General features: G+C 73.9%; 18 protein-coding genes. 10 read left to right on the top strand and 8 right to left on the bottom strand.

Annotated features, from left to right (window positions below; translation table 11 throughout):
* Window positions 1-337 precede the first annotated feature (337 nt).
* Window positions 338-850, bottom strand: coding sequence for an SUKH-3 domain-containing protein (locus tag AVW11_RS17835; RefSeq protein ID WP_076044664.1), 513 nt, complete (start codon window positions 848-850; stop codon window positions 338-340).
* A gap of 2 nt (window positions 851-852) precedes the next feature.
* Window positions 853-1,413 (bottom strand): YwqJ-related putative deaminase, encoded by a 561-nt coding sequence (locus AVW11_RS17830; RefSeq protein WP_060179913.1) that lies wholly within the window; start codon window positions 1,411-1,413, stop codon window positions 853-855.
* Between the two features lie 230 nt (window positions 1,414-1,643).
* On the opposite strand from AVW11_RS17830, the gene AVW11_RS17825 reads away from it, so the two are divergent.
* From AVW11_RS17825 to AVW11_RS17815, 3 genes are all read left to right on the top strand, one after another.
* A complete protein-coding gene (locus AVW11_RS17825; protein WP_076044662.1) occupies window positions 1,644-2,639 on the top strand; it encodes an SMI1/KNR4 family protein in 996 nt (331 codons plus the stop codon).
* Window positions 2,640-2,646: 7 nt separating this feature from the next.
* Window positions 2,647-5,118, top strand: a complete 2,472-nt coding sequence (locus AVW11_RS17820) for an SUKH-4 family immunity protein (RefSeq protein ID WP_076044660.1) — start codon at window positions 2,647-2,649, stop codon at window positions 5,116-5,118.
* Window positions 5,119-5,284: 166 nt separating this feature from the next.
* Window positions 5,285-6,157, top strand: a complete 873-nt coding sequence (locus AVW11_RS17815; protein WP_060179911.1) for a coiled-coil domain-containing protein — start codon at window positions 5,285-5,287, stop codon at window positions 6,155-6,157.
* Window positions 6,158-6,465: 308 nt separating this feature from the next.
* Here AVW11_RS17815 and AVW11_RS17810 read toward each other — a convergent pair whose 3' ends face one another.
* From AVW11_RS17810 to AVW11_RS17800, 3 genes are all read right to left on the bottom strand, one after another.
* Window positions 6,466-7,023, bottom strand: a complete 558-nt coding sequence (locus tag AVW11_RS17810) for a hypothetical protein (RefSeq protein ID WP_076044658.1) — start codon at window positions 7,021-7,023, stop codon at window positions 6,466-6,468.
* Between the two features lie 2 nt (window positions 7,024-7,025).
* Entirely contained in the window at window positions 7,026-7,883 is an 858-nt protein-coding gene (locus AVW11_RS17805) for a hypothetical protein (RefSeq protein WP_240528207.1), read from the bottom strand.
* Between the two features lie 73 nt (window positions 7,884-7,956).
* Complete coding sequence (locus AVW11_RS17800) at window positions 7,957-9,570, bottom strand: MDR family MFS transporter (RefSeq protein ID WP_240528206.1); 1,614 nt, start codon at window positions 9,568-9,570, stop codon at window positions 7,957-7,959.
* A 338-nt stretch (window positions 9,571-9,908) separates the two neighbouring features.
* On the opposite strand from AVW11_RS17800, the gene AVW11_RS17795 reads away from it, so the two are divergent.
* Both AVW11_RS17795 and AVW11_RS17790 read left to right on the top strand, forming a co-directional pair.
* Window positions 9,909-10,685, top strand: a complete 777-nt coding sequence (locus AVW11_RS17795; protein ID WP_381784326.1) for an ABC transporter ATP-binding protein — start codon at window positions 9,909-9,911, stop codon at window positions 10,683-10,685.
* The gene (locus tag AVW11_RS17790; protein ID WP_030846485.1) at window positions 10,682-13,267 is read left to right on the top strand and encodes an ABC transporter permease; all 2,586 of its coding nucleotides are present in this window, start codon (window positions 10,682-10,684) and stop codon (window positions 13,265-13,267) included. The genes AVW11_RS17795 and AVW11_RS17790 overlap by 4 nt, the downstream gene beginning before the upstream one ends.
* Window positions 13,268-13,358: 91 nt before the next feature.
* Here AVW11_RS17790 and AVW11_RS17785 read toward each other — a convergent pair whose 3' ends face one another.
* Window positions 13,359-14,777 (bottom strand): DUF2079 domain-containing protein, encoded by a 1,419-nt coding sequence (locus AVW11_RS17785; protein WP_420856381.1) that lies wholly within the window; start codon window positions 14,775-14,777, stop codon window positions 13,359-13,361.
* 245 nt (window positions 14,778-15,022) lie between these two features.
* On the opposite strand from AVW11_RS17785, the gene mfd reads away from it, so the two are divergent.
* The 3 genes from mfd (at window position 15,023) to AVW11_RS17770 (ending at window position 20,956) form a co-directional block, all read left to right on the top strand.
* On the top strand, window positions 15,023-18,556 hold the full coding sequence (gene mfd, locus AVW11_RS17780) for a transcription-repair coupling factor (protein WP_060179909.1): 3,534 nt from the start codon (window positions 15,023-15,025) through the stop codon (window positions 18,554-18,556).
* Between the two features lie 190 nt (window positions 18,557-18,746).
* On the top strand, window positions 18,747-19,376 hold the full coding sequence (locus tag AVW11_RS17775; RefSeq protein ID WP_076044654.1) for a hypothetical protein: 630 nt from the start codon (window positions 18,747-18,749) through the stop codon (window positions 19,374-19,376).
* Window positions 19,373-20,956 (top strand): serine/threonine-protein kinase, encoded by a 1,584-nt coding sequence (locus tag AVW11_RS17770; RefSeq protein ID WP_076044652.1) that lies wholly within the window; start codon window positions 19,373-19,375, stop codon window positions 20,954-20,956. The genes AVW11_RS17775 and AVW11_RS17770 overlap by 4 nt, the downstream gene beginning before the upstream one ends.
* A gap of 27 nt (window positions 20,957-20,983) precedes the next feature.
* Here the strand turns inward: AVW11_RS17770 and AVW11_RS17765 are convergent, their stop codons facing one another.
* Window positions 20,984-23,335 carry a YfhO family protein gene (locus AVW11_RS17765; RefSeq protein WP_076044650.1) on the bottom strand — a complete coding sequence of 784 codons (2,352 nt, stop codon included), beginning with the start codon at window positions 23,333-23,335 and terminating at the stop codon, window positions 20,984-20,986.
* 193 nt (window positions 23,336-23,528) lie between these two features.
* On the opposite strand from AVW11_RS17765, the gene AVW11_RS17760 reads away from it, so the two are divergent.
* Both AVW11_RS17760 and AVW11_RS17755 read left to right on the top strand, forming a co-directional pair.
* On the top strand, window positions 23,529-24,149 hold the full coding sequence (locus AVW11_RS17760) for a SurA N-terminal domain-containing protein (protein WP_030846501.1): 621 nt from the start codon (window positions 23,529-23,531) through the stop codon (window positions 24,147-24,149).
* 28 nt (window positions 24,150-24,177) lie between these two features.
* A complete protein-coding gene (locus AVW11_RS17755) occupies window positions 24,178-25,236 on the top strand; it encodes a nucleoside triphosphate pyrophosphohydrolase (RefSeq protein WP_076044648.1) in 1,059 nt (352 codons plus the stop codon).
* Between the two features lie 17 nt (window positions 25,237-25,253).
* Here the strand turns inward: AVW11_RS17755 and AVW11_RS17750 are convergent, their stop codons facing one another.
* The gene (locus tag AVW11_RS17750; protein WP_240528205.1) at window positions 25,254-26,435 is read right to left on the bottom strand and encodes a globin domain-containing protein; all 1,182 of its coding nucleotides are present in this window, start codon (window positions 26,433-26,435) and stop codon (window positions 25,254-25,256) included.
* Window positions 26,436-26,502: the final 67 nt, after the last annotated feature.

The raw sequence follows: 26,502 nt of genomic DNA, 5'->3' as shown, positions 1-26,502 counted from the left end.
CACCCCCAAAGCCGCCCGCACTGCGAGCCCCTGGCCCGGCCGGGAGGGCTCCCGGAACCGGGCTCGTACTGCTGGAGTGGGGACGGGGAGGGGTGTCCCCGCAGGACGAGCGCGCTACCACCGCTCATGGCCGAGACACCTCGCGGGCGCCGAGCCGAGGAGATACCCCTGCGCGGCACCGCGACCCGCCCGCACCGTGCCCGTATCCCGCCCTGCCTCGCTCCCCGCGTAGGGGGACGGTGCCGAGTCCGTGTCCCGTTCCGCCTCGCTCCCCGCGTAGGGGGACCGCTCCCGTTCTGCCTCGCTCCCCGCGTAGGGAAACGGTGGGAGCGGAGGGTTACTGGTGCGTGGTCAGGCGCGTCGGTTGGAGGCCCGTCAGGAGGAGGGTGAGGGCCTCGTCGACCGTGGAGCCGAGGTACCAGTCGCCGGTGTGGTCGATGCCGTAGACGCGGCCCTCGCGGTCGAGCGCGAGGTGGGAGCCGCCGTCGGCCTCGACCCCGAGGGGGCAGAGCTGGGTGGACAGGGCCCGCCCGAGGTCGGCGAAGGTGCGCGCCAGGTGGAGTCCCGTGAGGGGGTCGATCCGTACCGGCGTCGGGGCGATCTGGCGGCCGGGGCCGGGGGCGGTGACGGTGAGGCCGCCGAACTCCGCCCACGCCTCGACGGCGGCGGGGAAGACCGTGTGCCGGTGGCCGGCGGGGGTCGTGTGGTCCCGGAGGGCGTCGGCCCAGTACTCGGCCTGCTTGGCGTCCCAGCGGCCGGGTTCCCATCCCGCGGTGCGCAGCGCGGAGTCCACCGCGACCGGGAAGCGGGTCGTCGAGGAGCGGTCGTAGGAGGCGGAGGTGGTGGTCATGGCTACTCGGCTGGGGTGAGGTCGACGGGGCGTACGCCGAAGTGGGCGAGGAGGGCGTCGCAGGAGCGGCAGGGGGGTGCGTAGCTGCCGTGGAGGGGGTCGCCGTCCTCGCGGATGCGCCGGGCGGTGATCTTCGCGTGCTTGAGGGAGCGGCGGGCCTCGCTGGGTGAGAGGGGCTTGCGGGAGGCGCGTCGGGAGCGTGCGGCCTCGACGGCGGCCAGGTGGCGGGAGAGCAGTATCGCTTCGGGACATCGTCCGGTGAAGCGTTCGCGCTGGCCGCTGGTGAGGGTGTCCAGGAAGTCCTGGACGAGGGGGTGGAGCGCGGGTGGCTGGTCGGCCTTGCCGGCGGTGCCGGTGAGGGTCTCGCCGCGTACGGAGAGCGCGGCGGCGACGGTGGGCAGGATGCCGTCCCGGCGGAACCGCAGGACGGGTGGGGTGGGTCGGCCGTCGCTGCTGCTCCAGCGCAGGCGGGGGTCGCCGGTGGCGGTGCCCGCTTCGGCGGGTGTGCCTGTCGCGTCGGCGGTGCCGTCGCCCGGTTCCGTACGTGTTGCCGTGTTCTGCATGGTCGCGCTTTCCCTCCCGTGGCGGCGGTGGTGACCGCTGTCGCGCACGCCCCCGTGCTGCGGGGACAGCCTGCCAAATGTCATCTGTCATACGGAAGCGGGGTCGAATTTTCGTATCAATTCGGATGTTCCTGGCCGTCGAGCTGGTGTGCGGGTCGCGGGCGGGGGAGCCTCTTGCCCCAGCGCATAGGCTGTGGTGAACCAGCCAGATCCAGCAGGGGGCTACCGCCATGACGACAGGTCGGCTCGGGCAGCAGGCCGCGCCACCCAACGCCGCTTACTCGGGGCAGGTCGTGCATTTCCCGGACCCGGTCCGGGCCGCTCGGCATCCCCACGGAGTGCGGATGGACGGTGACGGGTATCCGGACTTCTCCGCCTACGCGCGCGCGGCGGTGGAGATCGCCGAACCGCCCGAGGGTTTCGGCGTCGACGAGTTGCGGCTGACCGACTACGTGTCCGCGAACGCGGCGATGAAGGCGGCGGGGCACGAGTTGTGGGACACGGTCGGGCCGGTGGGCACCCCGCACGGCTGGACCTGGCATCACGTGGCGGGTTCGCGGCGCATGGAGCTGGTCCCGGTCGAGGTGAAGGCGCTGCTGCGGCATCACGCGGGTCTGGCGACGGCTCCGGTGGACCACGACAAGCGCGGGACGCGGCCGTTGCAGGAGGTGCGTCCGGCGCACATCGGGCTGCCGAAGTCCGTGGTGTCGGTCTCCGAGAGCCAGGTCCAGGGGGTCGAGGAGGACCTCGGCTACCGGCTGCCGGAGGCGTACCGCTCGTTCCTGAAGGCGGCGGGCGGTTGTGCGCCGGTGGGCGCCGGCCTGGACGTGGAGCTCGGTCTGCTGGTGGACCAGCCGTTCTTCACGGTGCGTGAGGAGGCGGCGGTCAACGACCTCGTCTACGTCAACAAGTGCCTGCGCGACCACCTGACGAAGGACTACCTGTGCGTGGCCTTCGCGCAGGGCGGTCTGCTCGCGCTGAAGGTGAAGGGCGAAGGCATCGGGTCGGTGTGGTTCTCCCCGTACGACGACGCACGCGACCAGGACGGATGGTCGGTGCAGGAGCGCGTGGAGCGGCTTTTGCTGCCGTGCGGCGGTGATTTCGATGCCTTCCTCGAGCGGTTGGCGGGCAACCCGCCGGAACTGGAGACGGTGGCCGGTCTGATGGTGGACGGCGGATTCGCGCGTTCGGTTCCGGTGGCGCGTGCCGGTTCGGATGAGGGGTGACGGCGCGATGGTGACGTTTGCGCAGGCGCAGGAGCGCGCCGAGGAGTGGATCAACGGGGACGTGCCCGCGTACCAGCACCGGGAGGTGCGGGTACGGGAGTTCGGGCTCGGGTTCGTGGTGTGGGCGGAGGACCGTGCGGCGGGTCCGGTGTCGGGGGGCGGCCGGCAGCGGCTGGTCATCGCCCGGGACAGCGGCGAGGTGACGTTGTGGCCGGGGCTGCCGGTGGGTGAGGTGATTCGCCGGTACGAGGAGGAGTACGGGGCCGTGGCTGCGAACGCGGCCTCGGAGGCTTCGGTTCCGCCGCCGCGGATCGATTCGGAGCAGACCTCGTTCATGCTGAGTCCTCCGGAGTGGTTGCAGGAGGCGGCGGACCGGGCGGGGATCCCGCCCAGGCCGGCCGCGGCTTCGGCTTCGGCTTCGGCGTCTCTGGAGCCGGCTGCCGGCGCTGGCCTGGGTTCCGGTGCTCCCGCGGTCCCCGCGGATGCGGATGTGGCTTCGGCTTCGGCGGAGTCCGGCGCGGCGGTGGTTCCGGGTGCTGCGGACGCGGTGCCGTTGCGGCGCGGGGGCGAGATCCCGTACGAGCCGACGGCCAACGACGGCGTTCCGGCGACTCCCGCGGCCGCGGTGGTGCCGACCGGGGCCACGCCGTGGGCCGGTACGGATGTGAACTCCGGCTCGGACGACGCGTCCGTGCCGCTCCCGGCGACCGTGTTCGCGCCGCCGCTGTCCGGGTCGGACCTGGAGGACGCGCCGTCCTCCGGGGTGGCTCCCGAGGCGAAGACGACGCTGATGCCGGGTGGCAGTCAGCTGCCGCGGACCGCCGTGGTGCCCGCGCTGGGGTCTTCGCCCCAGGAGATCGCGGACGCGCCGACGAGCAGGGCCCGGGTCTCGCGGCCGGGCGCCGAGGAGGACCCGGGTGCGGGTCGCACGGCGACGCCGCCCGGTCCTCCCGGTGCGCCGGGGGCCCCGGGTGCGCCCGGTGGCGGGCTCGACCATGCGGCGACGATGCTGGCCGGTCCGGCTGTGACGGGTCAGCCGCCGGCGCCTCCGGGTCCGCCCGGTCCGCCCGGTGCGCCCGGTGCGCCTGGTGCGGGTCAGCCGCCGGCGCCTCCCGGTCCGCCCGGGGCTCCCGGGTCGTTGGGGCGTGGGCTCGACCATGCGGCGACGATGCTGGCCGGTCCGGCCGTGACGGGCCGGCCGCCGGCGCCTCCCGGTCCTCCCGGTGCGCCGGGTGCGGGTGCCGGTGCGCCCCAGCCTCCGGGTCCGCCCGGACCTCCCGGTGCGCCCGGCGGCGGGGCCCATCACGCCGCGACGATGCTGGCGGGTCCCGGCGTCCCGCAGCCTCCCGGTCCGCCGGGCGCCCCCGGGGCTCCCGGTGCGCCCGGGGGCGGGCTCGACCATGCCGCGACGATGCTGGCGGGTCCCGGCGTCCCGCAGCCGCCCGGTCCGCCCGGGCCGCCTCCCGGCGGGCCCGCGGCGCAGCCGCAGGCCCCGACGGGTGCGCCCACGGTCGGCCCCGGCTACCAGGCCGTGCTGCGCTACCGCGCTCCCGACGGCTCCGAGCAGCAGCTCATCCGCCGCTCGGCGCCCGGTACCCCGCACCCGGAGTGGCAGATCCTCTACGAGCTGCGCGCGATGAACGTGCCGCCGCAGCAGGTGCTGGAGCTGCACACCGAGCTGGAGTCCTGTGAGCTGCCCGGTGGTTACTGCGCCCGCATGATCCGGGAGACGTGGCCGCAGGTGCGGATCACCAGCGTGGCTCCGTACGGGAAGGACCACGCGGGCCGCCAGCAGGGCATGCGGCACCTGCTCACCCATCAGGGCGAGCTGCACCAGGTCGCGGACGGTCCGGCGCGCCCGGCGCCGGTGCGTGCGCCGCTGCCGCAGGTCCCGCTGCAGCCGGCGATCCCGCTGGAGGCGATCGGGCAGGAGCTGGCGGCGGCGTTCGGTCCGCAGGGCGTGTTCCGCTTCGACCAGCGGGCGGTGTCCCGGCAGGGTGTGCCGGAGATCGTGGCGCAGACGCTGATGTGGGCCGGCCTGCCCGTCGATTTCGGGCCGTTCTTCTGGGCGCAGGCGGTGCCGGGGCAGCCGGTGCCGACGCTGGCTGAGCTGGCGGCGCAGCGGCAGGTGCAGCCGGCGTCGGACGCGGGCTCGTACCTCGTGATCGGCAGCGACTTCGGCAAGGCGCTGTGCGTGCAGTACGGGACCGCGCACATCGTGGCGGTGCCGGTGGAGGGCGGGCCGGGTGGTGCTCCGGTGCCGCCGCAGTTCGTGAATTCGAGCCTGCCGCAGTTCGTGCGCTCGATGGCGATGCTGGGTCACATGTGGCGGCTGCGCCAGCATCTGACGCCGGAGCAGGCCGGCCGCTGGACCGTCGATTTCCAGGCGAATCTGGCGGGGCTCGACAGTGCGGCGCTGGCGTCGCCGGAGAGCTGGTGGTCGGTGCTGCTGGAGCAGATGTGGGACGGGCTGTTGTGACGCCCCTCTGATCGCGGGGTCGTGTGGTCGCGTGGCCGCGTGGTCGCGTGATCCGTTGAGTGGCCGGGTCGGGACCCTCGGAAGGGGTCTCGGCCCGGCCATTCGGGCTTCAGGGAGCAAATGGCGCATCCTTGACGGGAATCCCCGCGAGAGAGGCGCATCCAGGATGAGTGCACCCATTGCGACCGTGCGCGGTCGCGGCTACCGCATGGAAGAGGTCGACCGGTATCTCGCCCGGCTCTCCGGGAGCCGCGACGAGGCCTGGGAGCGGGTGGCGCGGCTGACGGTCCTGGCCAGGCAGATGGAGGCGGAGGCGGCGCGGCTGCGGGAGGTCGTGGCCGGGCTCGCCCCGCAGACGTACGACGAGTTGGGCGAGCGCGCCCGGCGGATCCTGCTGCTGGCGGAGGAGGAGGCCGAGGCGGTACGGACGGAGGCGCGGGCGGACGCGGCCGCGACGCTGGACGCGGCCGGGGCACGCGCCGAGCGGGTGGCGGAACTGGCGCGCGGCGACGCGGAGGCGGTGCGGGAGCAGACCGAGGTCCGGGCGCGGCAGGGGCTGTTGCGGGCCGAGCGGGAGGCGGACGACCTGCGGGCGGGGGCGCGCCAGGACGCGGCGGCGTGGCGGGCGGACGCGGCGGCGGCGCTGGCGAAGGTGCGGCGGCGGGCGGAAGCGGCGCGGGTGGAGCGCGAGCGGGAGCAGGGGGAGCGCTGGGAGGCGGTGGGCCGGGAGCTGGCGGCGCGGGAGGCGGAGCTGGACGCGCGCCACACGGAGTCGGAGCGGTGCGCGGAGGCCGGGCTGGCGGAGGCGCGGCGGGGGTACGCGGAGGCGGAGGAGGCGGCGCGGCACGGTCAGGAGGACGCGGAGGCGCGGGCCGCGGAGCTGGTGGCGCAGGCGCGGGTGGCGCAGGAGCGGATCTCTCGTGAGACGGAGCGGGTGCTGCGGGAGCACGTGGAGGCGCAGGAGGAGATGCGGGCCCACATGGCGCACGTCCGGGCCAGCTTGTCGGCGCTGACGGGGAGGGCCCCGGCGGAGGGCTGAGGCCGCGGCCCGGCCGGGCGTTGCGTTGCCCGGGCGGGCTGTTGCCCTGCCGGGGACCTGGCGGGGCCAGGCCGGGCCGGGCCTGCCGGGGGCGGGCCGGGGCCGGGGGGGGTGCCGTCCGGGGCGTGGTGGTGGCGCCTGGGGCGGAGCCGGGCGCGCGGGCTCCCGCCGCGCCGACACATCACGTTCCACGTCCCGGACGGCACCCACCCGTCTCCGTGCCCGGTCCGGTCGCGTTGCCGTCGGGCCGCTCTCGCGGTGGGCGACGCGGACTCCGGCCACGTCGCCCGCCACAAGGACGGCTGAGCTCAGAGGAGTTCTAGGAGGGGTGGGTCGAGGAGCCGGTCGAGGCTCGCGACGGTGACGAGGCACAGGAGGGCCGTCTCGCCCCGGTCGAGGCCGCGGGTCTCCCAGCCGCCGCCGTGGGTGCGTGAGATCACCGTGTCCGTGCCGGCTGTCCGCCGGACGAGGTGCCGGTGGAGGCGGTGGACGGTGAACGACAGGGTCCGTCCGTCGTCCAGGGTGAAGTGGATGCCCCGGCGGTGCGCCGACAGGGATCTGCCCCGGGCGTGCGCCGTGAACGGCACGCCGTCGAGCCGGCCCCGGACGCCGCGGCGCATCCGGACCCGCATCCCGTACCAGGGGGCCGCTGCGTCGTCGACCTCGAGGACGGTGTCCTCCCCGAGGCGGAACTGCCAGCGTTCCCGGGCTTCGGCCCTGGCGGTGGCGGTGAGGCGCCGACCGGGCTCCCGGAAAAGCGTGTACGTGCCCAGGGGCGTGGGGATCTCGGCGTACCGGGCGCGGGTGCCCGCAGGGGCCGTCCAGGTCCGCCAGGGTGCGCGCCAGGACGGGGCCAGGGGTGGCATCGTCAGCCTGCGCTCTGCTGGGCCGGGAGGGCGGGGCCCTCGTAGCAGTACGGGTCGCTGCGCAGGCCGCGGGCCGTGACCACCACCGTCAGGGGCGGTTTCGCCGTCGGCGGCAGGGTGGTCGTCAGGGCGCCGGTCAGGGGGTCGGGCCGGGCCTCCAGCGGGGTGTCGTCGACCGTGACCAGGGGCGGGCGGCCCGCCGGGTCGGGGGTGAAGCCGCCGCCCTCGACGGTCAGGCGGTCGCCGGAGACCGAGGCTTTGGTGATGACCGGGCTGGGACGGGTGGCCATCTTGTTGACGAGGTAGGCGCCGGCCGGGGCGCCCGTCAGGGCCCAGATCTCCTCGGGGAGGCGGGGGAGGCCCTCGCCGACGTCGGCGAGGAAGAAGAGGACGACGTAGAGCATCGTGACCGCGCTGAGGGTGACGTACTGGAGGTCGACGAGGTCGGTGCGTCCGCTGTCGTTCGCGATGAGCTCCCGCAGCGGGCGGCTGCCCGATGCGGTGGGCGGGGCGGCCGGTTTGGCGAGGCTGCCGCGCTCCACGCGCAGGCCGACGACCGCCTTGGCCGCGATCAGCGCCACGTACGGGCCGCCGAGCAGCGGCAGGTACACCGTCGTCAGCGTGGACAGCGGGCCGTCGGTGCCGTGGAACCAGCTCACGCCGCCGCCCGCGGTGAGGCCGTAGCCCAGGAGGGCGAGCAGGAGCCAGACCAGGATCACCGTCCAGGCCAGGGCGATCGCGGTCGAGGTGGAGAGCCGGCCGTCGCGGCCGGTGACGAAGGCGGGGTGGCGGCGCAGCCGCAGGCAGAGCGGGCCGGCCAGCGCGGCCAGTAAGAGCAGTGCGCACAGTGCGGATGTCATGGTGTCCCCCCGGATGACGGTGCTGCGTACGAGGGTCGCCCACTGCCCTGGTCATGACAAGGCGGCTCTCCGGCTACTCGTCGCGCAGTTCCGGCAGGACGGGGAATCTGCGGGGTGCGACCAGGAGCAGGACGAGGAGCGCGGCCACGGCGGCCGCCGTCGCGCCGAGGAAGATGTGCTCGACGGCGGCGGCGACGGCCTCGCGCAGGTGGTCGGCGGCGGCCCGGGGGAGCAGGGCCGGGTGTTCCAGGGCCTCGGCGACGTCGTCGAGGTGGCGCGGCAGCCCCGGTGCGGGGGCGTCGGAGAGGCGGGCGGCGATGGTGGCGTTGGCGACGGCGGCGAGCAGGGCGGCGCCCACGCTCTGGCCGACCTGGCGGTAGAAGAGGACCGAGGCGGTGGTGGTGCCGCGTTCGGCCCAGCCGACGGTGGACTGGACGCCGACGATCAGCGGGAGCTGGAAGAGGCCGAGGGAGGCTCCGAGCAGCAGCATGATCAGGGCGGGCTGCCACGGCCGGGCGGGGTGGGGCAGGAGGGTGAAGGAGTAGAGGACGGCGGTGGCCAGGGCGATGCCGACGGCCGCGGTGTTGCGGAAGCCGATGCGCCGGTAGACGTGCTGGCTGAGGGCCGCGGTGACGGGCCAGCTGAGGGTCATGACGGACATGACGAGTCCGGCGCCGACGGGTCCGAGGCCGAGGACGGACTGGGCGTACGTCGGCATGAAGACCATCGGGGCGACCATCAGCAGGCCGAGGGCGGCCATGGCCAGGTTGACGGCGGCGATGGTGCGCCGGCGCCACACCCAGCCGGGCAGGATCGGTTCCCGCGCCCGGCGTTCCACGCGGACGACCACCGCGGCCAGTGCGGCGCTCGCGGCGAGCAGGCCCAGGGAGGGCGCGGACAGCCAGGGCCAGGCGACTCCGCCCTGGACGAGCGCGAAGAGGAGGAGCCCGCCGCAGCAGAAGACGCCGAGGGCGCCCGCCCAGTCGACGGGGCCGCGGCGGCCGGGGGAGCGGACGGGCTCGGTCACGTGGCGGGCGGTCATCCACAGGGCGAGGGCGGCCAGCGGCAGGTTGATCAGGAAGATCCAGCGCCAGTGGGCGTAGGAGGCGAGCAGTCCGCCGAGGGCGGGGCCGGCCACGGCCGAGGTGGCCCAGACGCTGGACATGCGGGCCTGGATCCGCGGGCGTTCCTTCAGCGGGTACAGGTCGGCGGCCAGGGTCTGGACGGTGCCCTGGAGGGCGCCGCCGCCCAGGCCCTGGACGATGCGGAACGCGATGAGGGCGGCCATGTTCCAGGCGGACGCGCACAGCAGCGAGCCGACGAGGAAGAGGCCGATGCCGAAGAGCAGGACGGGCTTGCGGCCGAAGGTGTCGGACAGCTTGCCGTAGACCGGCAGGGTGACGGTGACGGCGAGCAGGTAGCCGGAGAAGAGCCAGGAGAAGACGGAGAAGCCGCCGAGGTCGCCGACGATCTGGGGCACGGCGGTGGCGACGACGGTGCTGTCGAGGGCGACGAGGGCCATGCCGAGCATCAGCGAGACGACCACGGGGGTCGGGGGGCGTCCGCCCGTACCCGCGGCGGCGGCGGAGGTCGCGTCCTTGGCCGAAACGGCTGCACCGGGGGTGGCGCCCGCCCCCGCGGCGGGTGCGCCGTCCGGACCTCCGTCCGTGCTGTCCGCTGCGGGCACCGAGATTCCTTCCCCTTGCACGTAGGTGCGGGGGACACCATCTCACCGCCGCCCCGCGGGCGGTATCCCTCAGGCCGTGCAGTCCGATGGGCGGACATCCCCTAGGGGTCTGTACGCACTACGGGCCAGGGGTCTTTCCTCCCGGCGGAGGAGGTGGAGCCGTCGGCGGCCTCCTTAACTGGAGCATACGAACCGGGGGTGCGGGTGGGGATAACCCCCGGCCGGATACGGCTACGGGCACCAGCGCGCCGTAGGTCCCGCCGCCGCAGACTTCATCACGGCGACGCAACGACGCAGACGCACGCATTCGAAGAAGGAGACAGACCGTGACAACGGCAATGACCGAAACCAGGCACGGGGGTACTGGAGGGCATGCTGCCGTCGCGGCCCGGGCGCGGAAGGTCGTCAAGGCCTACGGCTCCGGGGAGACGCGTGTCGTCGCCCTCGACGAGGTGGACGTGGACATCATGCGCGGCCAGTTCACCGCGATCATGGGCCCGTCGGGTTCCGGCAAGTCCACGCTCATGCACTGCCTCGCCGGCCTGGACACGGTGACCAGCGGGCAGATCCACCTGGACGACACCGAGATCACGGGGCTGAAGGACAAGAAGCTCACGCGGCTGCGCCGCGACCGGATCGGCTTCATCTTCCAGGCCTTCAACCTGCTGCCCACGCTCAACGCCCTGGAGAACATCACGCTCCCCATGGACATCGCGGGCCGCAAGCCCGACGCGCAGTGGCTGAACCGGGTGGTGGAGACCGTGGGCCTGGCCGGCCGGCTGCGGCACCGGCCGACCGAGCTGTCCGGCGGCCAGCAGCAGCGCGTGGCGGTGGCCCGGGCCCTCGCCGCCCGACCCGAGATCATCTTCGGTGACGAGCCGACGGGGAACCTGGACTCCCGGGCGGGCGCCGAGGTCCTCGGCTTCCTGCGCCGTTCGGTGGACGAGCTCGGCCAGACCATCGTCATGGTCACCCACGATCCCGTGGCGGCCTCCTACGCCGACCGCGTCATCTTCCTGGCCGACGGCCGGATCGTCGACGAGATGCACGCGCCCTCCGCCGAGCAGGTCCTGGACCGGATGAAGGACTTCGACGCGCGCGGGCGGACCTCATGAGCAACACGGTCCTGAAGACCTCGCGGCGCAACTTCGTCGCGCACAAGGGGCGGATGGCGCTGTCGGCGGTCGCGGTCCTGCTCTCCGTCGCCTTCGTCTGCGGCACGCTGGTGTTCACCGACACGATGAACACCACCTTCGACAAGCTGTTCGCGGTCACCAACTCCGACGTGACGGTCAGCCCCAAGGCGGCCGGGAGCGGGGACGAGACCCCCGACCGCGGCAAGCCGGAGATGCTGGCGGGCTCGGTCGTCGAGCAGGCCAGGAAGGCCGAGGGCGTCAAGGACGCCGAGGGCGGCGTCGTCTCGATGGCCGTCACGGTGGTCAACTCCAAGAACGAGAACATGGGCTCGACGACCGGCGCCCCGACCATCGCGGGCAACTGGAGCGACAACGAGCTGAAGTCGATGAAGATCACCTCGGGTCGGGCGCCGCGCGGCCCCACCGAGGTGATGGTCGACGCCGACACCGCGAAGAAGCACAAGCTGGGGCTCGGTGACGAGCTGCGCACCATCGCCGTCACCGGTGACATCCGCGCGAAGATCACCGGTATCGCCACCTTCACCGTGACCAACCCGGGCGCGGCCGTCGTCTACTTCGACACCGCCACCGCGCAGCAGGCGCTGCTCGGCTCGGCCGACTCCTTCACGCACGTCAACGTCACCGCCGAGGACGGGGTGAGCGACGAGCAGCTCAAGGCGAACATCGCCTCCGCCCTCGGTGCGGACGCCTACAAGCTGCAGACCGCCAAGGAGGCCGCGGACGCCAACCGCAAGGACGTCGGCGCGTTCCTCGACGTCATGAAGTACGTGATGCTCGGCTTCGCCGGCATCGCCTTCCTCGTCGGCATCTTCCTGATCTTCAACACCTTCTCCATGCTGGTCGCCCAGCGCACCCGCGAGATCGGCCTGATGCGCGCCATCGGCGCGGACAGCGGGCAGGTACTGAAGTCCGTGGTCGTCGAGGCCTTCCTGCTCGGCGTGGTCGGCTCGGTCCTCGGTGTGGCGGCGGGCGTGGGCCTGGCGGTCGGCCTCATGGCGCTCATGGGCCAGATGGGCATGCACCTGTCCACCGACGACCTGACCGTCGCGTGGACCACCCCCGTCGTCGGCATCGTCCTCGGCGTCGTCGTGACGGTGATCTCCGCCTTCGTCCCGGCCCGCCGCGCCGGCAAGGTCTCCCCGATGGCCGCGCTGCGCGAGTCCGGCACCCCGGGCGACAAGAAGGCAGGCCGGGTCCGGGCCGCCCTCGGCCTGGTCCTCACCGCCGTCGGCGGCGGCGCCCTCTACCTCGCCGCGGCCGCCGAGAAGGCGGCGGCCGGGTCCCTGTGGCTGGGCCTGGGCGTCGTCCTGACCCTCGTCGGCTTCATCGTCATCGGCCCGCTGCTCGCCGCGGGCGTGGTGCGGGTGCTCTCCGGTGTGGTCCTGCGGCCCTTCGGGTCCGTGGGCCGGCTCGCCGAGCGCAACGCCCTGCGCAACCCGCGCCGCACCGGCGCCACCGCCGCCGCGCTGATGATCGGCCTCGCGCTGGTCGCCTGCCTGTCGGTGGTCGGCTCCTCGATGGTGGCCTCCGCGACCGAGGAGCTCGACAAGTCGGTCGGCGCGGACTACATCGTCGCCTCCGAGGCCGGCCAGCCCGTCCTGCCGCAGGCCGAGCAGGCCCTGCGCGCCACCGCCGGCCTCGACCACGTCACCGCCTACCGCCAGGTCGGGGTCGAGCTGACCGCGCCCGACGGCACCACCGAGGAGACCGAACTCGGCGCGACCGACCCGACGTACGCCGAGGACATCCGGCGCAAGATGACCGCCGGCGAGCACGCCGCGGCCTACGGCGCGGGCTCCATGTCGGTCGGCTCCCTCTACGCCGCCCAGCACGACATCAAGCTCGGTGACGAGATGACCGTCGCCTTCACCGGCGGCAGGACGGTCAAGCTGAAGGTCGCGGCGATCACCAGCGACGAGGGCAACCTCGACAAGGGCATGAAGTACATCAGCACCGAGACCGCGCGGGCGAACGTGCCGGCGGACCGGATGCCGCTGCCCTTCATGCTGCTGGCCACCGCGAAGGACGGGCAGTCCGACGCCGCGGCGTACAAGTCGGTCAAGGCGGCCCTGGGCGAGTACCCGCAGTACGTGGTGCGCAACCAGGCCGACTACAAGCAGGCGCTGAAGGACCAGGTCGGCCAGCTGCTGAACATGGTCTACGGGCTCCTCGGCCTCGCGATCATCGTCGCGGTCCTGGGCGTGGTGAACACCCTGGCCCTGTCGGTGGTCGAGCGGACCCGCGAGATCGGCCTGATGCGCGCCATCGGCCTCTCCCGCCGCCAGCTGCGCCGCATGATCCGCCTGGAGTCGGTGGTCATCGCCCTCTTCGGCGCCCTGCTCGGCCTCGGGCTGGGCATGGGCTGGGGCGCCACGGCGCAGCAGCTGCTGGAGCTGGAGGGCCTGAAGGTCCTGGAGATCCCGTGGCCGACGATCATCGGGGTGTTCGCGGCGTCGGCCTTCGTGGGCCTGTTCGCCGCACTGGTCCCGGCCTTCCGGGCGGGCCGGATGAACGTCCTGAACGCGATCGCGAGCGAGTAGCCGGCGCCGCGTTCGTACGGGGGTGGGCGCAGGCCCGGGACCAGGTGTCCCGAGCCTGCGCCCTTTCGTCCCGCGGCGGGGGCCGGCCGGGTCAGCCGGTGGTGTCGCGCTGCATCAGGACGATCCCGCCGGCCTCGCCCACCAGGGTGTAGCGCTCGCCGGGGTGGAGCTGGGAGGCGTAGCGGGTCGGGTCCTCGCCGGCCCACTTGTTGCCGTTGTCGATGGTGATCCAGTCGGGGACGACGCCCTTGCTGCCGCCGATCCACAGGACGCGGCAGCGGGAGGTCAGCCGGGTCAGCGGGGTGGTGTCGGCCTCCACGGTGGCCCCGTCGGGGATCCGGTCGAGGAGCTTTTCGATCGCGACGACGCGGTCGGGCTTGTCGTACGTGGACGCCTCCGTGAGCTTGGCCGTCGGCATGCTGGTCATGGCCAGGGCCAGGGAGGCGGCGAGCACCGCCGTGGGCAGCTGGAGGGCGTAGGCGCGCAGCCAGGGCCGCTCGCCGCGCCGGACGGTGTCGATGGCGTCGACCAGGGCGAGGGCGACGACGGGCATCAGCACGGCGCTGTAGTGCCAGTCGGTGGACCAGTAGTGGTCGTCCCCGGACAGGAACCGCCAGCCGAGGGTGGGCGCGGCGACCAGCAGCAGCAGCGGCGAGCGCAGGGCGAGCAGCCCGGAGGTGGGGATCAGCACCCATCCCAGCGTGGCCAGCTTCGTGCCGGTGCCGGCGAAGGGCCCCGCCCCGTCGATCTTGTGCCAGTAGCCGTATCCGTCGGTGGCGAACGCCGGTATGAAGACGGTGAACACCAGTACGGCGAACACGCAGGCGGCCGCGGCGAGGCCGAGCGCGGCCCAGGCGGTGCGCCGGTCGGTGGTGCGGCTGCGCCAGGCCACCACGACGGCCAGGGCAGCCAGCGTGAAGCCGAGGTCCTCCTTGACCAGGAGCAGCGGCAGCCCCCACAGCAGGGCGGCCCGCCAGCGCCGGGCCAGGACCGCCTCCAGGGCGAAGGCCAGCAGCGGCACGGCGAAGGCGATCTCGTGGAAGTCGAACTCCACCGCCCGCTGGACGCCCCAGGACAGGCCGTACGCGACGCCGACGGCGATCCCGCGGGGCCGGCCGAGGAGCCGTGAGGCCGCCCGGGTGACGGGGACGGCGGAGAGCGCGAACAGCGCCGCCTGGACCACGAGCAGCGTGACGGGCCCGGGGAAGACCCGGTAGACGGGGGCGACGAGCGCGATGATCGGGCTGAAGTGGTCCCCGAGGATGTTGGCCCCCGGCCCCTTCAGGTCCGCGACGGGCGTCTGCAGGTGGGCGTACGCGCGGATCGCCTGTTCGAAGATCCCCAGGTCCCAGGAGGCCCAGTCCATGCGCCGGAACCGGCCGACGGACAGCACGAGGTAGACGGGGAACAGCCCGGCGGCCACCAGCCAGGGTCCGGCCCACCGGGGTGCGGCCGCCCTCGCGGGGGCCTGGGCCGCCGGTGCCGGGCGGGCTATGGCATCGCTCGTCACGGGCTCGTGCTCCTCGGCCGTTCGGCGTGAACTCCCGCGGATGGGGACGCGGCGAGCTCAGGCGGTGGTTACGTGAACATCGTAAAGCGGGAGCAACGCCTCCAGGCTGACGACGGGCGCGCGCCCGCGCCGTGACCCGAATCCCTCGCGCGTCGCCGTGGGCGCCGTCGTAGGGTGGGAACCCCCGGCCCGTACGACGTGTCGGGTCCTTCGCGTTGCCCCTTCACCGGACGGAAAGCCTCCTCATGAGCCTGCACGGACTGCTCGACGCCGTCACCCGGGACGCCGCCCTCACCGAGGCGGTCACCGCGGCCGGTGACGGCAACCGCATGCACGTGGACCTCGTCGGACCGGCCGCCGCGCGCCCCTTCGCGATCGCCGCGCTGGCCCGGCAGACCGAGCGGACCGTGCTGGCGGTCACCGCCACCGGGCGCGAGGCCGAGGACCTGGCCGCCGCGCTGCGCTCCCTGCTGCCTCCCGACGAGGTGGCCGACTACCCGTCGTGGGAGACGCTGCCGCACGAGCGGCTCAGCCCGCGCAGCGACACCATGGGCCGCCGGCTGGCCGTACTGCGCCGACTGGTGCACCCCAGCAAGGACGACCCGGCCGCAGGCCCCGTCAGCGTGATCGTGGCGCCCATCCGGTCCGTGCTCCAGCCGCAGGTCAAGGGCTTGGGCGAGCTCGTTCCGGTGAGTCTGCGGCAGGGCGCGACCGCCGATCTGGGCGAGGTCACCGAGGCGCTGGCGGCGGCCGCCTACGCACGCGTGGAGCTGGTGGAGAAGCGCGGCGAGTTCGCCGTGCGCGGCGGCATCCTGGACGTCTTCCCGCCCACCGAGGAGCACCCGCTGCGCGTGGAGTTCTGGGGCGACGAGGTCGAGGAGATCCGCTACTTCAAGGTCGCCGACCAGCGGTCCCTGGAGATCGCCGAGCACGGCCTGTGGGCGCCGCCCTGCCGCGAGCTGCTGCTGACGGACGCGGTGCGGGAGCGGGCGCTGGCCCTCGCCGAGGCGCACCCGGAGCTCGGCGAACTGCTCGGCAAGATCGCCGAGGGGATCGCGGTGGAGGGCATGGAGTCCCTCGCCCCGGTCCTCGTCGACGACATGGAACTGCTGATCGACGTGCTGCCCGCCGGGGCGATGGCGGTGGTCTGCGACCCGGAGCGGGTACGGACCCGGGCCGCCGACCTCGTCGCGACCAGCCAGGAGTTCCTGATGGCGTCCTGGGCGGCCACCGCGGGCGGCGGCGACGCCCCCATCGACGTCGGCGCGGCCTCGCTGCGCGGTATCGCGGACGTCCGCGACCGGGCCCGCGAGCTGGGCATGATGTGGTGGTCGATCTCCCCGTTCGCCGCCGACGACACCGACCTGGCCGCCGACACGCTCAAGCTGGGCATGCACGCCCCGGAGGCCTACCGCGGCGACACCGCCCGCGCGCTGGCCGACACGAAGGGCTGGATCGCCGACGGCTGGCACACCGTGTACCTGACCGAGGGCCACGGCCCGGCCGCCCGTACCGTCGAGGTCCTCGCCGGCGAGGGCATCGCCGCCCGGCTGGAACCGGACCTGGGCACGCTCCAGCCGAGCCTGGTCCACGTCTCCTGCGGGTCGATCGACAACGGCTTCGTCGACCCGGTGCTGCGCCTGGCCGTGCTCACCGAGACCGACCTGACCGGGCAGCGGACCGCGACGAAGGACCTCGGCCGGATGCCGACCCGCCGCCGCAAGACGATCGACCCGCTGACCCTGGAGGCCGGCGACTACATCGTCCACGAGCAGCACGGCGTGGGCCGCTACGTCGAGATGGTCCAGCGCACTGTGCAGGGCGCCACCCGCGAGTACCTGCTGGTGGAGTACGCGCCGGCCAAGCGCGGGCAGCCCGGCGACCGCCTCTACATCCCCACCGACCAGCTGGAGCAGGTCACCAAGTACGTCGGCGGCGAGGCCCCGACCCTGCACCGGCTCGGCGGCGCCGACTGGACCAAGACCAAGGCGCGCGCGAAGAAGGCCGTCAAGGAGATCGCCGGCGACCTCATCAAGCTCTACAGCGCGCGCATGGCCGCCCCCGGCCACACCTTCGGCCCCGACACCCCCTGGCAGCGCGAGCTGGAGGACGCCTTCCCGTACGCGGAGACCCCCGACCAGCTCACCACGATCGCCGAGGTCAAGGAGGACATGGAGAAGTCGGTCCCCATGGACCGGCTGATCTGCGGCGACGTCGGCTACGGCAAGACCGAGATCGCGGTCCGTGCGGCGTTCAAGGCCGTCCAGGACGGCAAGCAGGTCGCCGTCCTCGTGCCCACCACCCTGCTCGTGCAGCAGCACTTCGGGACCTTCTCCGAGCGCTACAGCCAGTTCCCGGTCAACGTGAAGGCGCTGTCGCGCTTCCAGAGCGAGACCGAGTCGAAGGCCACACTGGAGGGTCTCAAGGAGGGCTCGGTGGACGTGGTCATCGGCACCCACCGGCTGTTCTCGCAGGAGACCCGCTTCAAGGACCTGGGCCTGGTCATCGTCGACGAGGAGCAGCGCTTCGGCGTCGAGCACAAGGAGCAGCTGAAGAAGCTCCGTGCCAACGTGGACGTGCTGACGATGTCCGCGACGCCGATCCCGCGCACCCTGGAGATGGCGGTGACCGGCATCCGGGAGATGTCGACGATCACCACCCCGCCGGAGGAGCGCCACCCGGTGCTCACCTTCGTCGGCCCGTACGAGGAGAAGCAGATCGGCGCGGCCATCCGCCGTGAACTCCTGCGCGAGGGCCAGTGCTTCTACATCCACAACCGGGTGGAGTCCATCGACCGGGCGGCGGCCAAGCTGCGCGAGATCGTGCCCGAGGCGCGGATCGCGACGGCACACGGGCAGATGTCGGAGCAGGCGCTGGAGCAGGTCGTCGTCGACTTCTGGGAGAAGAAGTTCGACGTCCTCGTCTCCACCACCATCGTCGAGTCCGGCATCGACATCTCCAACGCCAACACCCTCATCGTGGAGCGCGGCGACAACTTCGGCCTCTCGCAGCTGCACCAGCTGCGCGGCCGGGTCGGGCGCGGCCGCGAGCGCGGGTACGCGTACTTCCTGTACCCGCCGGAGAAGCCGCTGACGGAGACCGCGCACGAGCGGCTCGCGACGATCGCCCAGCACACCGAGATGGGCGCCGGCATGTACGTGGCGATGAAGGACCTGGAGATCCGCGGTGCGGGCAACCTGCTCGGCGGCGAGCAGTCCGGCCACATCGCGGGCGTCGGCTTCGACCTCTACATCCGCATGGTCGGCGAGGCCGTCGCGGACTACCGGGCGGCCGTCGAGGGAGGGGTGGAGGAGGAGCCGCCGCTGGAGGTCAAGATCGAGCTGCCGGTCGACGCGCACGTCCCGCACGACTACGCGCCGGGCGAGCGGCTGCGCCTCCAGGCCTACCGGTCCATCGCCTCGGCCGCCTCCGAGGCGGACATCAAGGCCGTGCGCGAGGAACTCACCGACCGCTACGGCAAGCTGCCGGAGCCGGTGGAGAACCTCCTGCTGGTGGCCGGGCTGCGGATGCTGGCGCGGGCCTGCGGGGTCGGCGACATCACCCTCCAGGGCAACAACATCCGCTTCGGCCCGGTCGAGTTGCGCGAGTCGCAGGAGCTGCGCCTGAAGCGCCTGTACCCGGGGTCGGTGCTCAAGCCCGCCACGTCGCAGGTGCTGATCCCCCGCCCCAAGGCGGGCAGGATCGGCGGCAAGCCGGTGGTCGGCCGGGAACTGCTGGCCTGGACGGGCGAGTTCCTCACCACCATCCTCGGCTCGTAGCGGCGCCGCACCGGCGGCGCCGCACGCGCGGGCGCCGCGGCCGCAGAGCGAGAGCTCCCGGCCGCGGCCCCGCCACGGCGGGGCCGTGCTGCGACCCTGCAACGGTTGCGTGCATCCCCTCACTGATGGCCGGGAACGCTGTATACCCTCAGACGCGAAACCTCTTCCGCACGGCCCGTCAGGAGCAGCGATGCACGGCCCCGGCCTTCCGCCGCAGCACGCCCCCCAGTCCACCTCGGGCGGCGTGGTGACACTGCGCGTGGTGTTCATGCTGCTGCCCATCCTGAGCTGCGGCTTCCTGGCATGGGGTGCGATGCTGCGGCTCGCGCTGGTCACCCGCAGGTCCCGGGACTGGGCGCTGCTGGTGCTCAGCGGTGTCCTCGCCGTCGTCTGGATGACGCTGATCCAGATCGACCCCACGCCCGACGTCAACGGCTGGCAGGGCAACCTCGGCGCCGGTGGCTCGATCCTCACGGGCTTCGCGGTCTGCGTCTACTTCCTCGTCGCCGACATCAAGCACCACGAGGCCCTGCGCTCCGCGGCGCCCGCCCCCTGGTACCCGGGGCAGCCCGCGCCCTACAACCACCCGCAGCAGACCTCGCCCTCCTACGGCTACCCGCACGCCCAGGCCCCCACCGTGATCTCGGGCCAGACGCCGGCCGTCCCGCAGGTGCCGCCGCAGCCGACCCCGCCGCCGCGCATCGGGCAGGTCCGCGCCGAACTCGACGAGCTCAGCGAGCTGCTGCGCAAGCAGACCCCGCCGCCCGGCGGCCACCACCAGGACCCGAACCAGACCGCCTTCCGGGATCCGCAGCAGTGACCGACCGCGTCATCGCAGACCGCTACCAGCTGGCGAGCATTCTGGGACAGGGCGGCATGGGCCAGGTCTGGACGGCCTACGACCGGCGCCTGGACCGGCGGGTCGCCGTCAAGCTGCTGCGCCCCGACAAGGTCGCCGGCCCCGGCACGGTCGCCGAGGAGCTGCGCCGCCGCTTCGTGCGCGAGTGCCGGGTCACGGCGCAGGTGGACCACCCGGGGCTGGTCACCGTCCACGACGCGGGCAGTGACGGCGACGAGCTGTTCCTGGTCATGGGCTACGTCGAGGGCTCCGACCTCGCCGACCACCTCGCCGCCCACGGCCCCTACCCGTGGCAGTGGGCGGTCGCGGTCGTCGCGCAGCTGTGCTCGGTCCTGTCGGCCGTGCACGCGGTGCCGATCGTCCACCGCGACCTGAAACCCCGCAATGTGATGGTCCGCCCGGACGGCACCGTCCTGGTCCTCGACCTCGGCGTGGCCTCGGTCATGGACACCGACACCACCCGCCTCACCAGCACCGGCACGCCGATCGGCAGTCCCGCGTACATGGCGCCCGAGCAGGCGATGAGCGGTGCGGTGGGCCCGTACACCGACCTGTACGCGCTCGGTGTGCTCCTCTACGAACTCCTCAGCGGCAACGTCCCCTTCGCCGGGTCCACCGCCCTGGGCGTGCTGCACCGCCACCTGTACGAGGCCCCGGTCCCGGTCCGCCCGCAGCGTCCGGAGGTCCCGCAGGAGCTGGAGGCGCTCCTGATGCGCCTGCTCGCCAAGGACCCGCAGGACCGGCCGTCCTCGGCGCAGGAGGTGTACGAGGCGCTCGCCCCGCTGCTGCCAGCCCGCGACGGCCGCGGCGCGTCCGGCCCGCTCGACCCGACCCGGCCCTTCGTACGCCCGCAGGCGCCCTGGCCGGACCGGGCCGCGGTGATCCCGCCGCGGCCGACCACACCGCCGTCGTCCACGCCGGCGGGGACCCCCGTGCCGCCCACGTCCGCGCCGACGCCGACGCGGACCCCCGCTCCGGTGCCGGCGCCGCAGAAACCCGACATCCCGGGAGCGGTGGACCAGGCCCGCACCCTCCTGGACCAGGGGCGGCTCACGCAGGCCGTGGACATCCTCGGCGGGATCCTCCCGGCGGCCGCCGCCGAGCACGGCGAGCACTCACCGGTGGTCCGCTCCCTGCGCAAGCAGTACGCGGCGACGCTGATGGACGACGGGCAGTACCGCCGCGCCCTGCCCGAACTGCGCCGCCTCGCGGAGGAGTTCCCGGCGGGCGACCCGCAGTCGCTGCGGTTCCGCTACGACGCGGCGCAGTGCCTGGAGCAGCTCGGCGAGCCGGCCGCCGCCCTGGCGGAGTACCGCTCGCTGCTCCCGTACTTCGAGAACCGCTACGCCAACCCGGACCAGGCCCTGCCGCTGGAGATCCGCCGCCGGATCGCGCACCTGCTGCTCTCCCTCGGCGACCGTCCGGCGGCCCACGACACCCTGGCCCGGCTGCTGTTCGACGCGGAGCGCCTGCACGGCCCGGCCCATCCCTTCCCGTCGGAGATACGCCGCACCCTGCAGTGGCTCAGCCAGGTCCGCTGACGTCCGGTCCGGCGCGCGGCGGCCCCGTCACGCCGGCCGGCGGCCGCCGCGGGTGCGCAGGGCGGTGACCGCGAGGAGCGCCAGGGCCGCCGCCGCGACCGCCAGCCCGGGCAGCAGCCCGGGCGGGCGGAAGGAGCAGGCGACCTGCGTGGTGCCGGGGCCGAGGGGGACCGCGACCAGCCCCAGGTGGGCCGATGCGGGGCGGTCGTTGCACGTCCAGCCGGCGATCGCGGGGACGGAGAGGACGGCCGTGCCGGTGCTGCCCGCGGGCAGGTCGGCCCGGACGGAGGAGGAGCCGACCCGGACCGAGGTCGCGGCCGTGGCGCGCAGGGCGGCCACCGCCGCGTCGAGGCGGGGCCGGTCCAGGCAGGACAGGGTCCAGCGCGGCGGCGGTGCCGCGTCGAAGACCAGCGCCGAGGAGGCGCCGCGGGAGACGCCCATCGGCTGGAGGGCCGCCCGGTTGCGGGGGGCGTTTCCGTTCAGCCGGAAGGCCGGGCCGTCGGCGAGGCGGGCCGTCGCGTTGTACTCCGGGGCCCACAGGTAGGCCTCGGTTCCCGCGCGGCAGACCCCGGGCGCGGGCGGGTCCTCGTACACGCGGGCGCCCAGCAGCAGTTCCTGGTTGGCGAAGGGGGAGTCGCCGTAGGACAGGGGTGCGCCGGGCGGGCGGGTCGTCACCAGCGGGGGCACCTCGGCGCGCAGCACCGTGCCGTCGGGCTGGAGGCGGGCGCCGACGGCGAAGACGGCGTCGGTGACCGGGTTGTCGATGCTCTGGACGTTGCGGCCGCGCGAGGTCCAGCCGGCGCCGAGCGCGACCATGGTCCGCGTGAACACCTCGGGGGTGTGGCTGCTGTAGTAGGAGCCGCCCTCTCCGCCCAGCAGCAGCGGGTCGTTGCCCGACAGGGCGGGCCGGCTGGGGTCGGTGCGGTACGCGGGCCAGCCCTCGGCGGCGGCCAGGGCCCGGGCGCGCTCGGTGTGGCCCCGCCCCCAGGACGGGTAGTCGTCGAGGCCGCCCAGTTTGCCCTGGTGGCCGAAGGCGGTGGTCGCCGCCGCCTGCGTCAGCAGGACCAGGGCCAGCAGGGCGGCCGCCGGGAGCGCCGGGCGGCGGTGGCGCAGCGCCCACCAGGCCGGTCCGGCCAGCGCCAAGCCGCCCGCGAACAGCACGTACCCCCAGGTCGTGGTCAGGGTGCTGCCGCGGGCCCACAGTGCGGCGGCCGCCAGGAGGCCCGTCCCCGCGGCCAGCGCGGGCAGCCGCGGCGGGCCGGCCTCCAGCGCGGTCCAGGCGGCGATGACGGCGATCCCGGCCAGGACGAAGGTCTGCCGGTACGGGCTGCCGTTCGGGGTGGCGAACAGGTGCCAGGCCAGATGGGTCGGCGCCCACTGCAGGGAGAGCGCGACGGCCGCCGTCAGCCCCGTCCACCACAGCCGGTCGCGCAGCGGCAGCGACCGGTGGAAGGGCAGCGCGGCGACCAGCAGCAGGGTGCCGGCGGCGACGAAGACGGCGGGGGAGGAGAAGGAGTACGTCCCGGGCAGCAGCCGTGCGAAGAGGTCCGCCCAGGACACCGGCCGGAACTCCTTGACCCATCCCGGGTAGGCCCGGCCCGAGCTGAGGAACAGCGGCAGCAGGACGGGCGCGGCCAGTGCGATGCCCGCCGCGGTGGTCCCGGCCGCCCGCACGATCACCGCGAGACGGCTCCGGGCGCCTTCCCGGGTCAGCACCACCCGGACCCCCAGCACCAGCGCGGCGCCGAGCGTCGCCATGTAGGCGGTGTAGAAGTTCGCCGTCCAGCAGAGGGCGACGACCGGCGGGGCGAGCAGCACCCGCCGCCCGCGCAGGGCCCATTCACCGGTCAGGCACAGCAGGGGGAAGGCGATCAGCCCGTCCAGCCACATCGGGTTGTAGGAGGCCTCGATCACCGACCAGCCGCACAGCGCGTACGAGGCCGCCAGCAGTCCGGCCGCCCACCACGGCCCCCGGTGCAGGGTGCGCAGCAGCCAGGCCATGGCCGCCGCCGCGGCCGCGGTCTTGAGCACGGTGACGACGTACACGGCCAGGTCGATGTCGGCGCGCGGGAAGACGGCGACGAGGACGGAGAACGGGCTGGTCAGGTAGGTGCCGAGGTCGGGCAGGAAGCTCGTGCCGTATCCGGACCGCCAGTTGAACAGCAGGCCGCCCTGCGCGCGCCCGTGCAGGAGGTCCCACAGGTGCGCGTGGAAGGGGACGAACTGGTTGCCGAGGTCGTTGACGCTGCGGTGGCGCGATCCGTACGGGAAGACGCGGGCGGCGGCGTCCCCGGCGCACACGGCCACCGCCGTGAGCAGGGCGGCGAGCGCCGAACCGGACAGACTGCGGCGGCGCGGCGAGCGGTGCGGTGTCGACATGGTGGGCCGACCCTGGCAGCACGGAGGGAAGCGGGGATGGCCGCGGGGTGGCTGCGACACGAACAGACACGTACCCCGGACACCCCGCGAATCGTTGGTCGAAGCGGTGGCCCGGGCCACCCTTACTGCATACCATCGATCACCGCACGGCCCTTGTGCATTGACGCACAATCTCCCGGCCCTGGAGGCTCCTTTGCACCGTCGCACTGCGCTCTCCGTCTCCGCCGCCCTGCTCGTGGCGGCGCCCCTGCTGTCCGCCTGCTCGGGCGAGACCCGGCCCGGCACCGCGGCCGTCGTCGGCGGTGAACGGATCACCACCTCCGCGCTCCAGGCCCAGGTGGGCGACGTCCGCGCCGCACAGAACCGGTCCGAGCAGGCCGCCACGCTCATCGCGAACACCCCTCAGCTGGAGCGGATCAAGCTCGGCAAGATGATCCAGCTGCGGGTGCTGGAGCGGGCGGCGAAGGACGCGGGCATCTCGGTCACGACCAAGGAGATCGAGGACGCCCGCAAGGCGCAGGAGGGCGACAAGGGCGCGGCGGCGCTGGAGCAGCTGGCCCTCCAGGCCCGCGTCCCGCTGGCGCCGGGGCAGATCGACGAGGACCTGCGCTTCCGGCTGCTGCTCGACAAGCTGAGCGAGCGCTTCGGCGAGGAGCGGATCATCGAGCCGCTCACCAAGGCGTCGGAGGCTCTCGATATCGAGGTGAACCCGCGGTACGGCGCCTGGGACGCCAAGCAGGTCGGCCTCGGCCCGGTGGACACCGCGTGGATCACCCAGCGGACCCGGCCCGAGCAGGAACCCGCCGGAGCCTGACGCCCCCCGGCGGAGGTAGGTTCGGAGGGTGACCGACCACTCCCAGTCCACCGCCGCCGCCGAGCCCGCCGGCCGTATCGTCCTGCTGACCACCAGCCACCGGGTCGCCCCCGGGGTGCTGTCCTGGCCGGCCTGGCAGACCCTGCACGCCGCGGACCGGGTGCTGTGCGCCGACCCCGGCCACCCGCAGCTGCCGTACCTGCGGGAGGCGGGCGTCGAGGTCGAGCACGCGGCACCGGACGCGCACGAGCTGGTGGCGGCCTGCGCGGGCGGCCGCACGGTCGTGGTGCTCCCGAGCGGTGAGGGCGACCGGCGGCTCACCGACGCTCTGGCCCGGCTGGCCGGCTCGGGCCGGGTCTCCATGCCCGACCTGGAGCTCCTGCCCGGCTCGTACGACCTGCCGGGCGCGCGCCTGCTGGACCTGGTGCAGGTGATGGACCGGGTCCGCCGCGAATGCCCGTGGACCTCCCGCCAGACCCACCGGGGCCTGGCCAAGTACGCGATCGAGGAGGCGTACGAGCTCGTCGAGGCGATCGAGGACGGGGACCGGGAGGAGCTGCGCGAGGAGCTCGGCGACGTCCTGCTCCAGGTCGTCTTCCACGCCCGGATCGCCGAGGAGGGCGTCCCGCACGGCACCGGGGGCGGCGCGGACGGCGGGGACTCCGAGGACGGCGGGGAGGAGGCCCTCGGGGCCTTCTCCATCGACGACGTGGCCGCAGCCCTCGTGCAGAAGCTGATCCACCGCCACCCGCACGTCTTCGGCGACGCGCAGGCCGAGACCCCGGAGGACGTCCACGCGCACTGGCAGCGCACCAAGGCGGTCGAGAAGCGGCGGCAGTCGGTCACCGACGGGATCCCGGTCGGCCAGCCGGGCCTGGCGCTCGCGGCCAAGCTCGCGGGCCGGGCCCGTACCGGCGGTGTGGCCGTGGAGCTGCCGCGCGGCGAGGGCATCGGCTACGAACTGCTGGAACTGGCGGCGCGCGCCGAGGCGGAGGGCGTCGACCCCGAGACGGCGCTGCGGGCGGCTGCCCGCGTCTACCGGGACGCGATCCGGGCGGCCGAGGGCGTCGGAGCACCCGCGCGGTAGTTCTCCGGTCCCCTCGGTCACGTCCCGGGGGCGCGGGCCGAGGGGTCGTGCCAGTGCGGCGCCGGGCGGTTCAGGAACCACTCGCCGAAGCCCAGCGGGCGGCCCCCCGGCCCGTTGCCGGTGCCCGCGGCGGGTACGCGGTCGTGGAAGATCCGGCCGGGCCGGGCGCCGAGCCCCTCCAGCAGCCGCACGGTCTCGTCCATGAACTGCGGCGGCCCGCTGAGGTAGACGTCCTGGTCGGGCCACAGCCCCCGGTTGCACAGCGCCGTCGCGAGCCGGTCGGTGGCCTCGTTGCGGTGCCGGCCGGGCGCGGGCGTGATGTAGGTGACATCGAGCCAGCCGCACGCGGCGCCGTACGCGTCGATGAGCGGGCGGTCGTAGAGGTGCGCGCCGTCCCGGGCCACCACGAAGAGCCGTACGTCCTGATCGGGCGGCCGGTCCGCGAGCTCCTCCAGCATGGCCCGGATCGGGGCCCAGCCGGTGCCGGCGGCGATCAGGCTGATCGGGCGGTCCGAACGGCGGAAGGTCAGCTGCCCGCCCGCGGCGCCGAGTTTCAGGACGTCGCCGGGCTGTGTCTCGCCAACCAGGACGGTGCTCAGCCGCCCGCCGTCGACCCGGCTGACGTGCAGGTCGACGGTGCCGTCGGTCCGGGGGGCGTTGCCGATGGAGTAGGTGCGCCAGGTCCGGGGGACGCGTTCGCTGCTCACGCTCGTGTACTGGCCGGGCAGATGGGGGAAGGGGGCGTGCGGCCGCAGGGTCAGCACACCGATGTCGCGCCCGTACCGGAGGTGGCGTACGACCTCCGCGTCCCACCAGGGCGGGTCCTCGCTCGCGTCGGCGCCGGCGAGCATGGCGTCGGCGATCAGCTGGTAGGCCTCGCTCCAGGCTTTCTCCACCCGCGGGGTCCAGGCGTCGCCGGAGGTCTCGGCGAGCGCGGCGAGCAGGCTGGAGCCGACGACCGCGTAGTGCTCGGGGCGCACCAGGAACTTGCGGTGGTCGCGGCCCAGGCCGTGCAGGTAGGGGCCGAGGGTCTCGTCGTCGAGACGGGAGACGAGGTGGGTGAGTGCGGCGAAGAGCCGGTCCCGCTGGCGTTCCATCTCCTCGGAGGAGGCCGGGAAGAGGTCGCGTACTCCGGGGTTGTGCCAGAAGAGGTGCGAGTAGAAGAACTTGACCGCGTGCTCGGCCCGTCTCTCCACCACCGCGAAACTGCTTTTCAAGATCCTCACATCCACCAACCGAAAGTAGGAGTGCCGGACGGGGCGAGGT

This window comes from Streptomyces amritsarensis (genome assembly GCF_001953875.1).
In the GTDB taxonomy this organism is placed as follows: domain Bacteria; phylum Actinomycetota; class Actinomycetes; order Streptomycetales; family Streptomycetaceae; genus Streptomyces; species Streptomyces amritsarensis.
Note: the sequence above shows the minus strand (reverse complement) of the source record. Positions and strands in the feature narration are given on the sequence as shown.

Coding starts and splice junctions, on each gene's coding strand:
- AVW11_RS17835 (WP_076044664.1), bottom strand. CDS start 850: ATGACCACCACCTCCGCCTCCTACGACCGCTCCTCGACGACCCGCTTC.
- AVW11_RS17830 (WP_060179913.1), bottom strand. CDS start 1,413: ATGCAGAACACGGCAACACGTACGGAACCGGGCGACGGCACCGCCGAC.
- AVW11_RS17825 (WP_076044662.1), top strand. CDS start 1,644: ATGACGACAGGTCGGCTCGGGCAGCAGGCCGCGCCACCCAACGCCGCT.
- AVW11_RS17820 (WP_076044660.1), top strand. CDS start 2,647: ATGGTGACGTTTGCGCAGGCGCAGGAGCGCGCCGAGGAGTGGATCAAC.
- AVW11_RS17815 (WP_060179911.1), top strand. CDS start 5,285: ATGAGTGCACCCATTGCGACCGTGCGCGGTCGCGGCTACCGCATGGAA.
- AVW11_RS17810 (WP_076044658.1), bottom strand. CDS start 7,023: ATGCCACCCCTGGCCCCGTCCTGGCGCGCACCCTGGCGGACCTGGACG.
- AVW11_RS17805 (WP_240528207.1), bottom strand. CDS start 7,883: ATGACATCCGCACTGTGCGCACTGCTCTTACTGGCCGCGCTGGCCGGC.
- AVW11_RS17795 (WP_381784326.1), top strand. CDS start 9,909: ATGACCGAAACCAGGCACGGGGGTACTGGAGGGCATGCTGCCGTCGCG.
- AVW11_RS17790 (WP_030846485.1), top strand. CDS start 10,682: ATGAGCAACACGGTCCTGAAGACCTCGCGGCGCAACTTCGTCGCGCAC.
- mfd (WP_060179909.1), top strand. CDS start 15,023: ATGAGCCTGCACGGACTGCTCGACGCCGTCACCCGGGACGCCGCCCTC.
- AVW11_RS17775 (WP_076044654.1), top strand. CDS start 18,747: ATGCACGGCCCCGGCCTTCCGCCGCAGCACGCCCCCCAGTCCACCTCG.
- AVW11_RS17765 (WP_076044650.1), bottom strand. CDS start 23,335: ATGTCGACACCGCACCGCTCGCCGCGCCGCCGCAGTCTGTCCGGTTCG.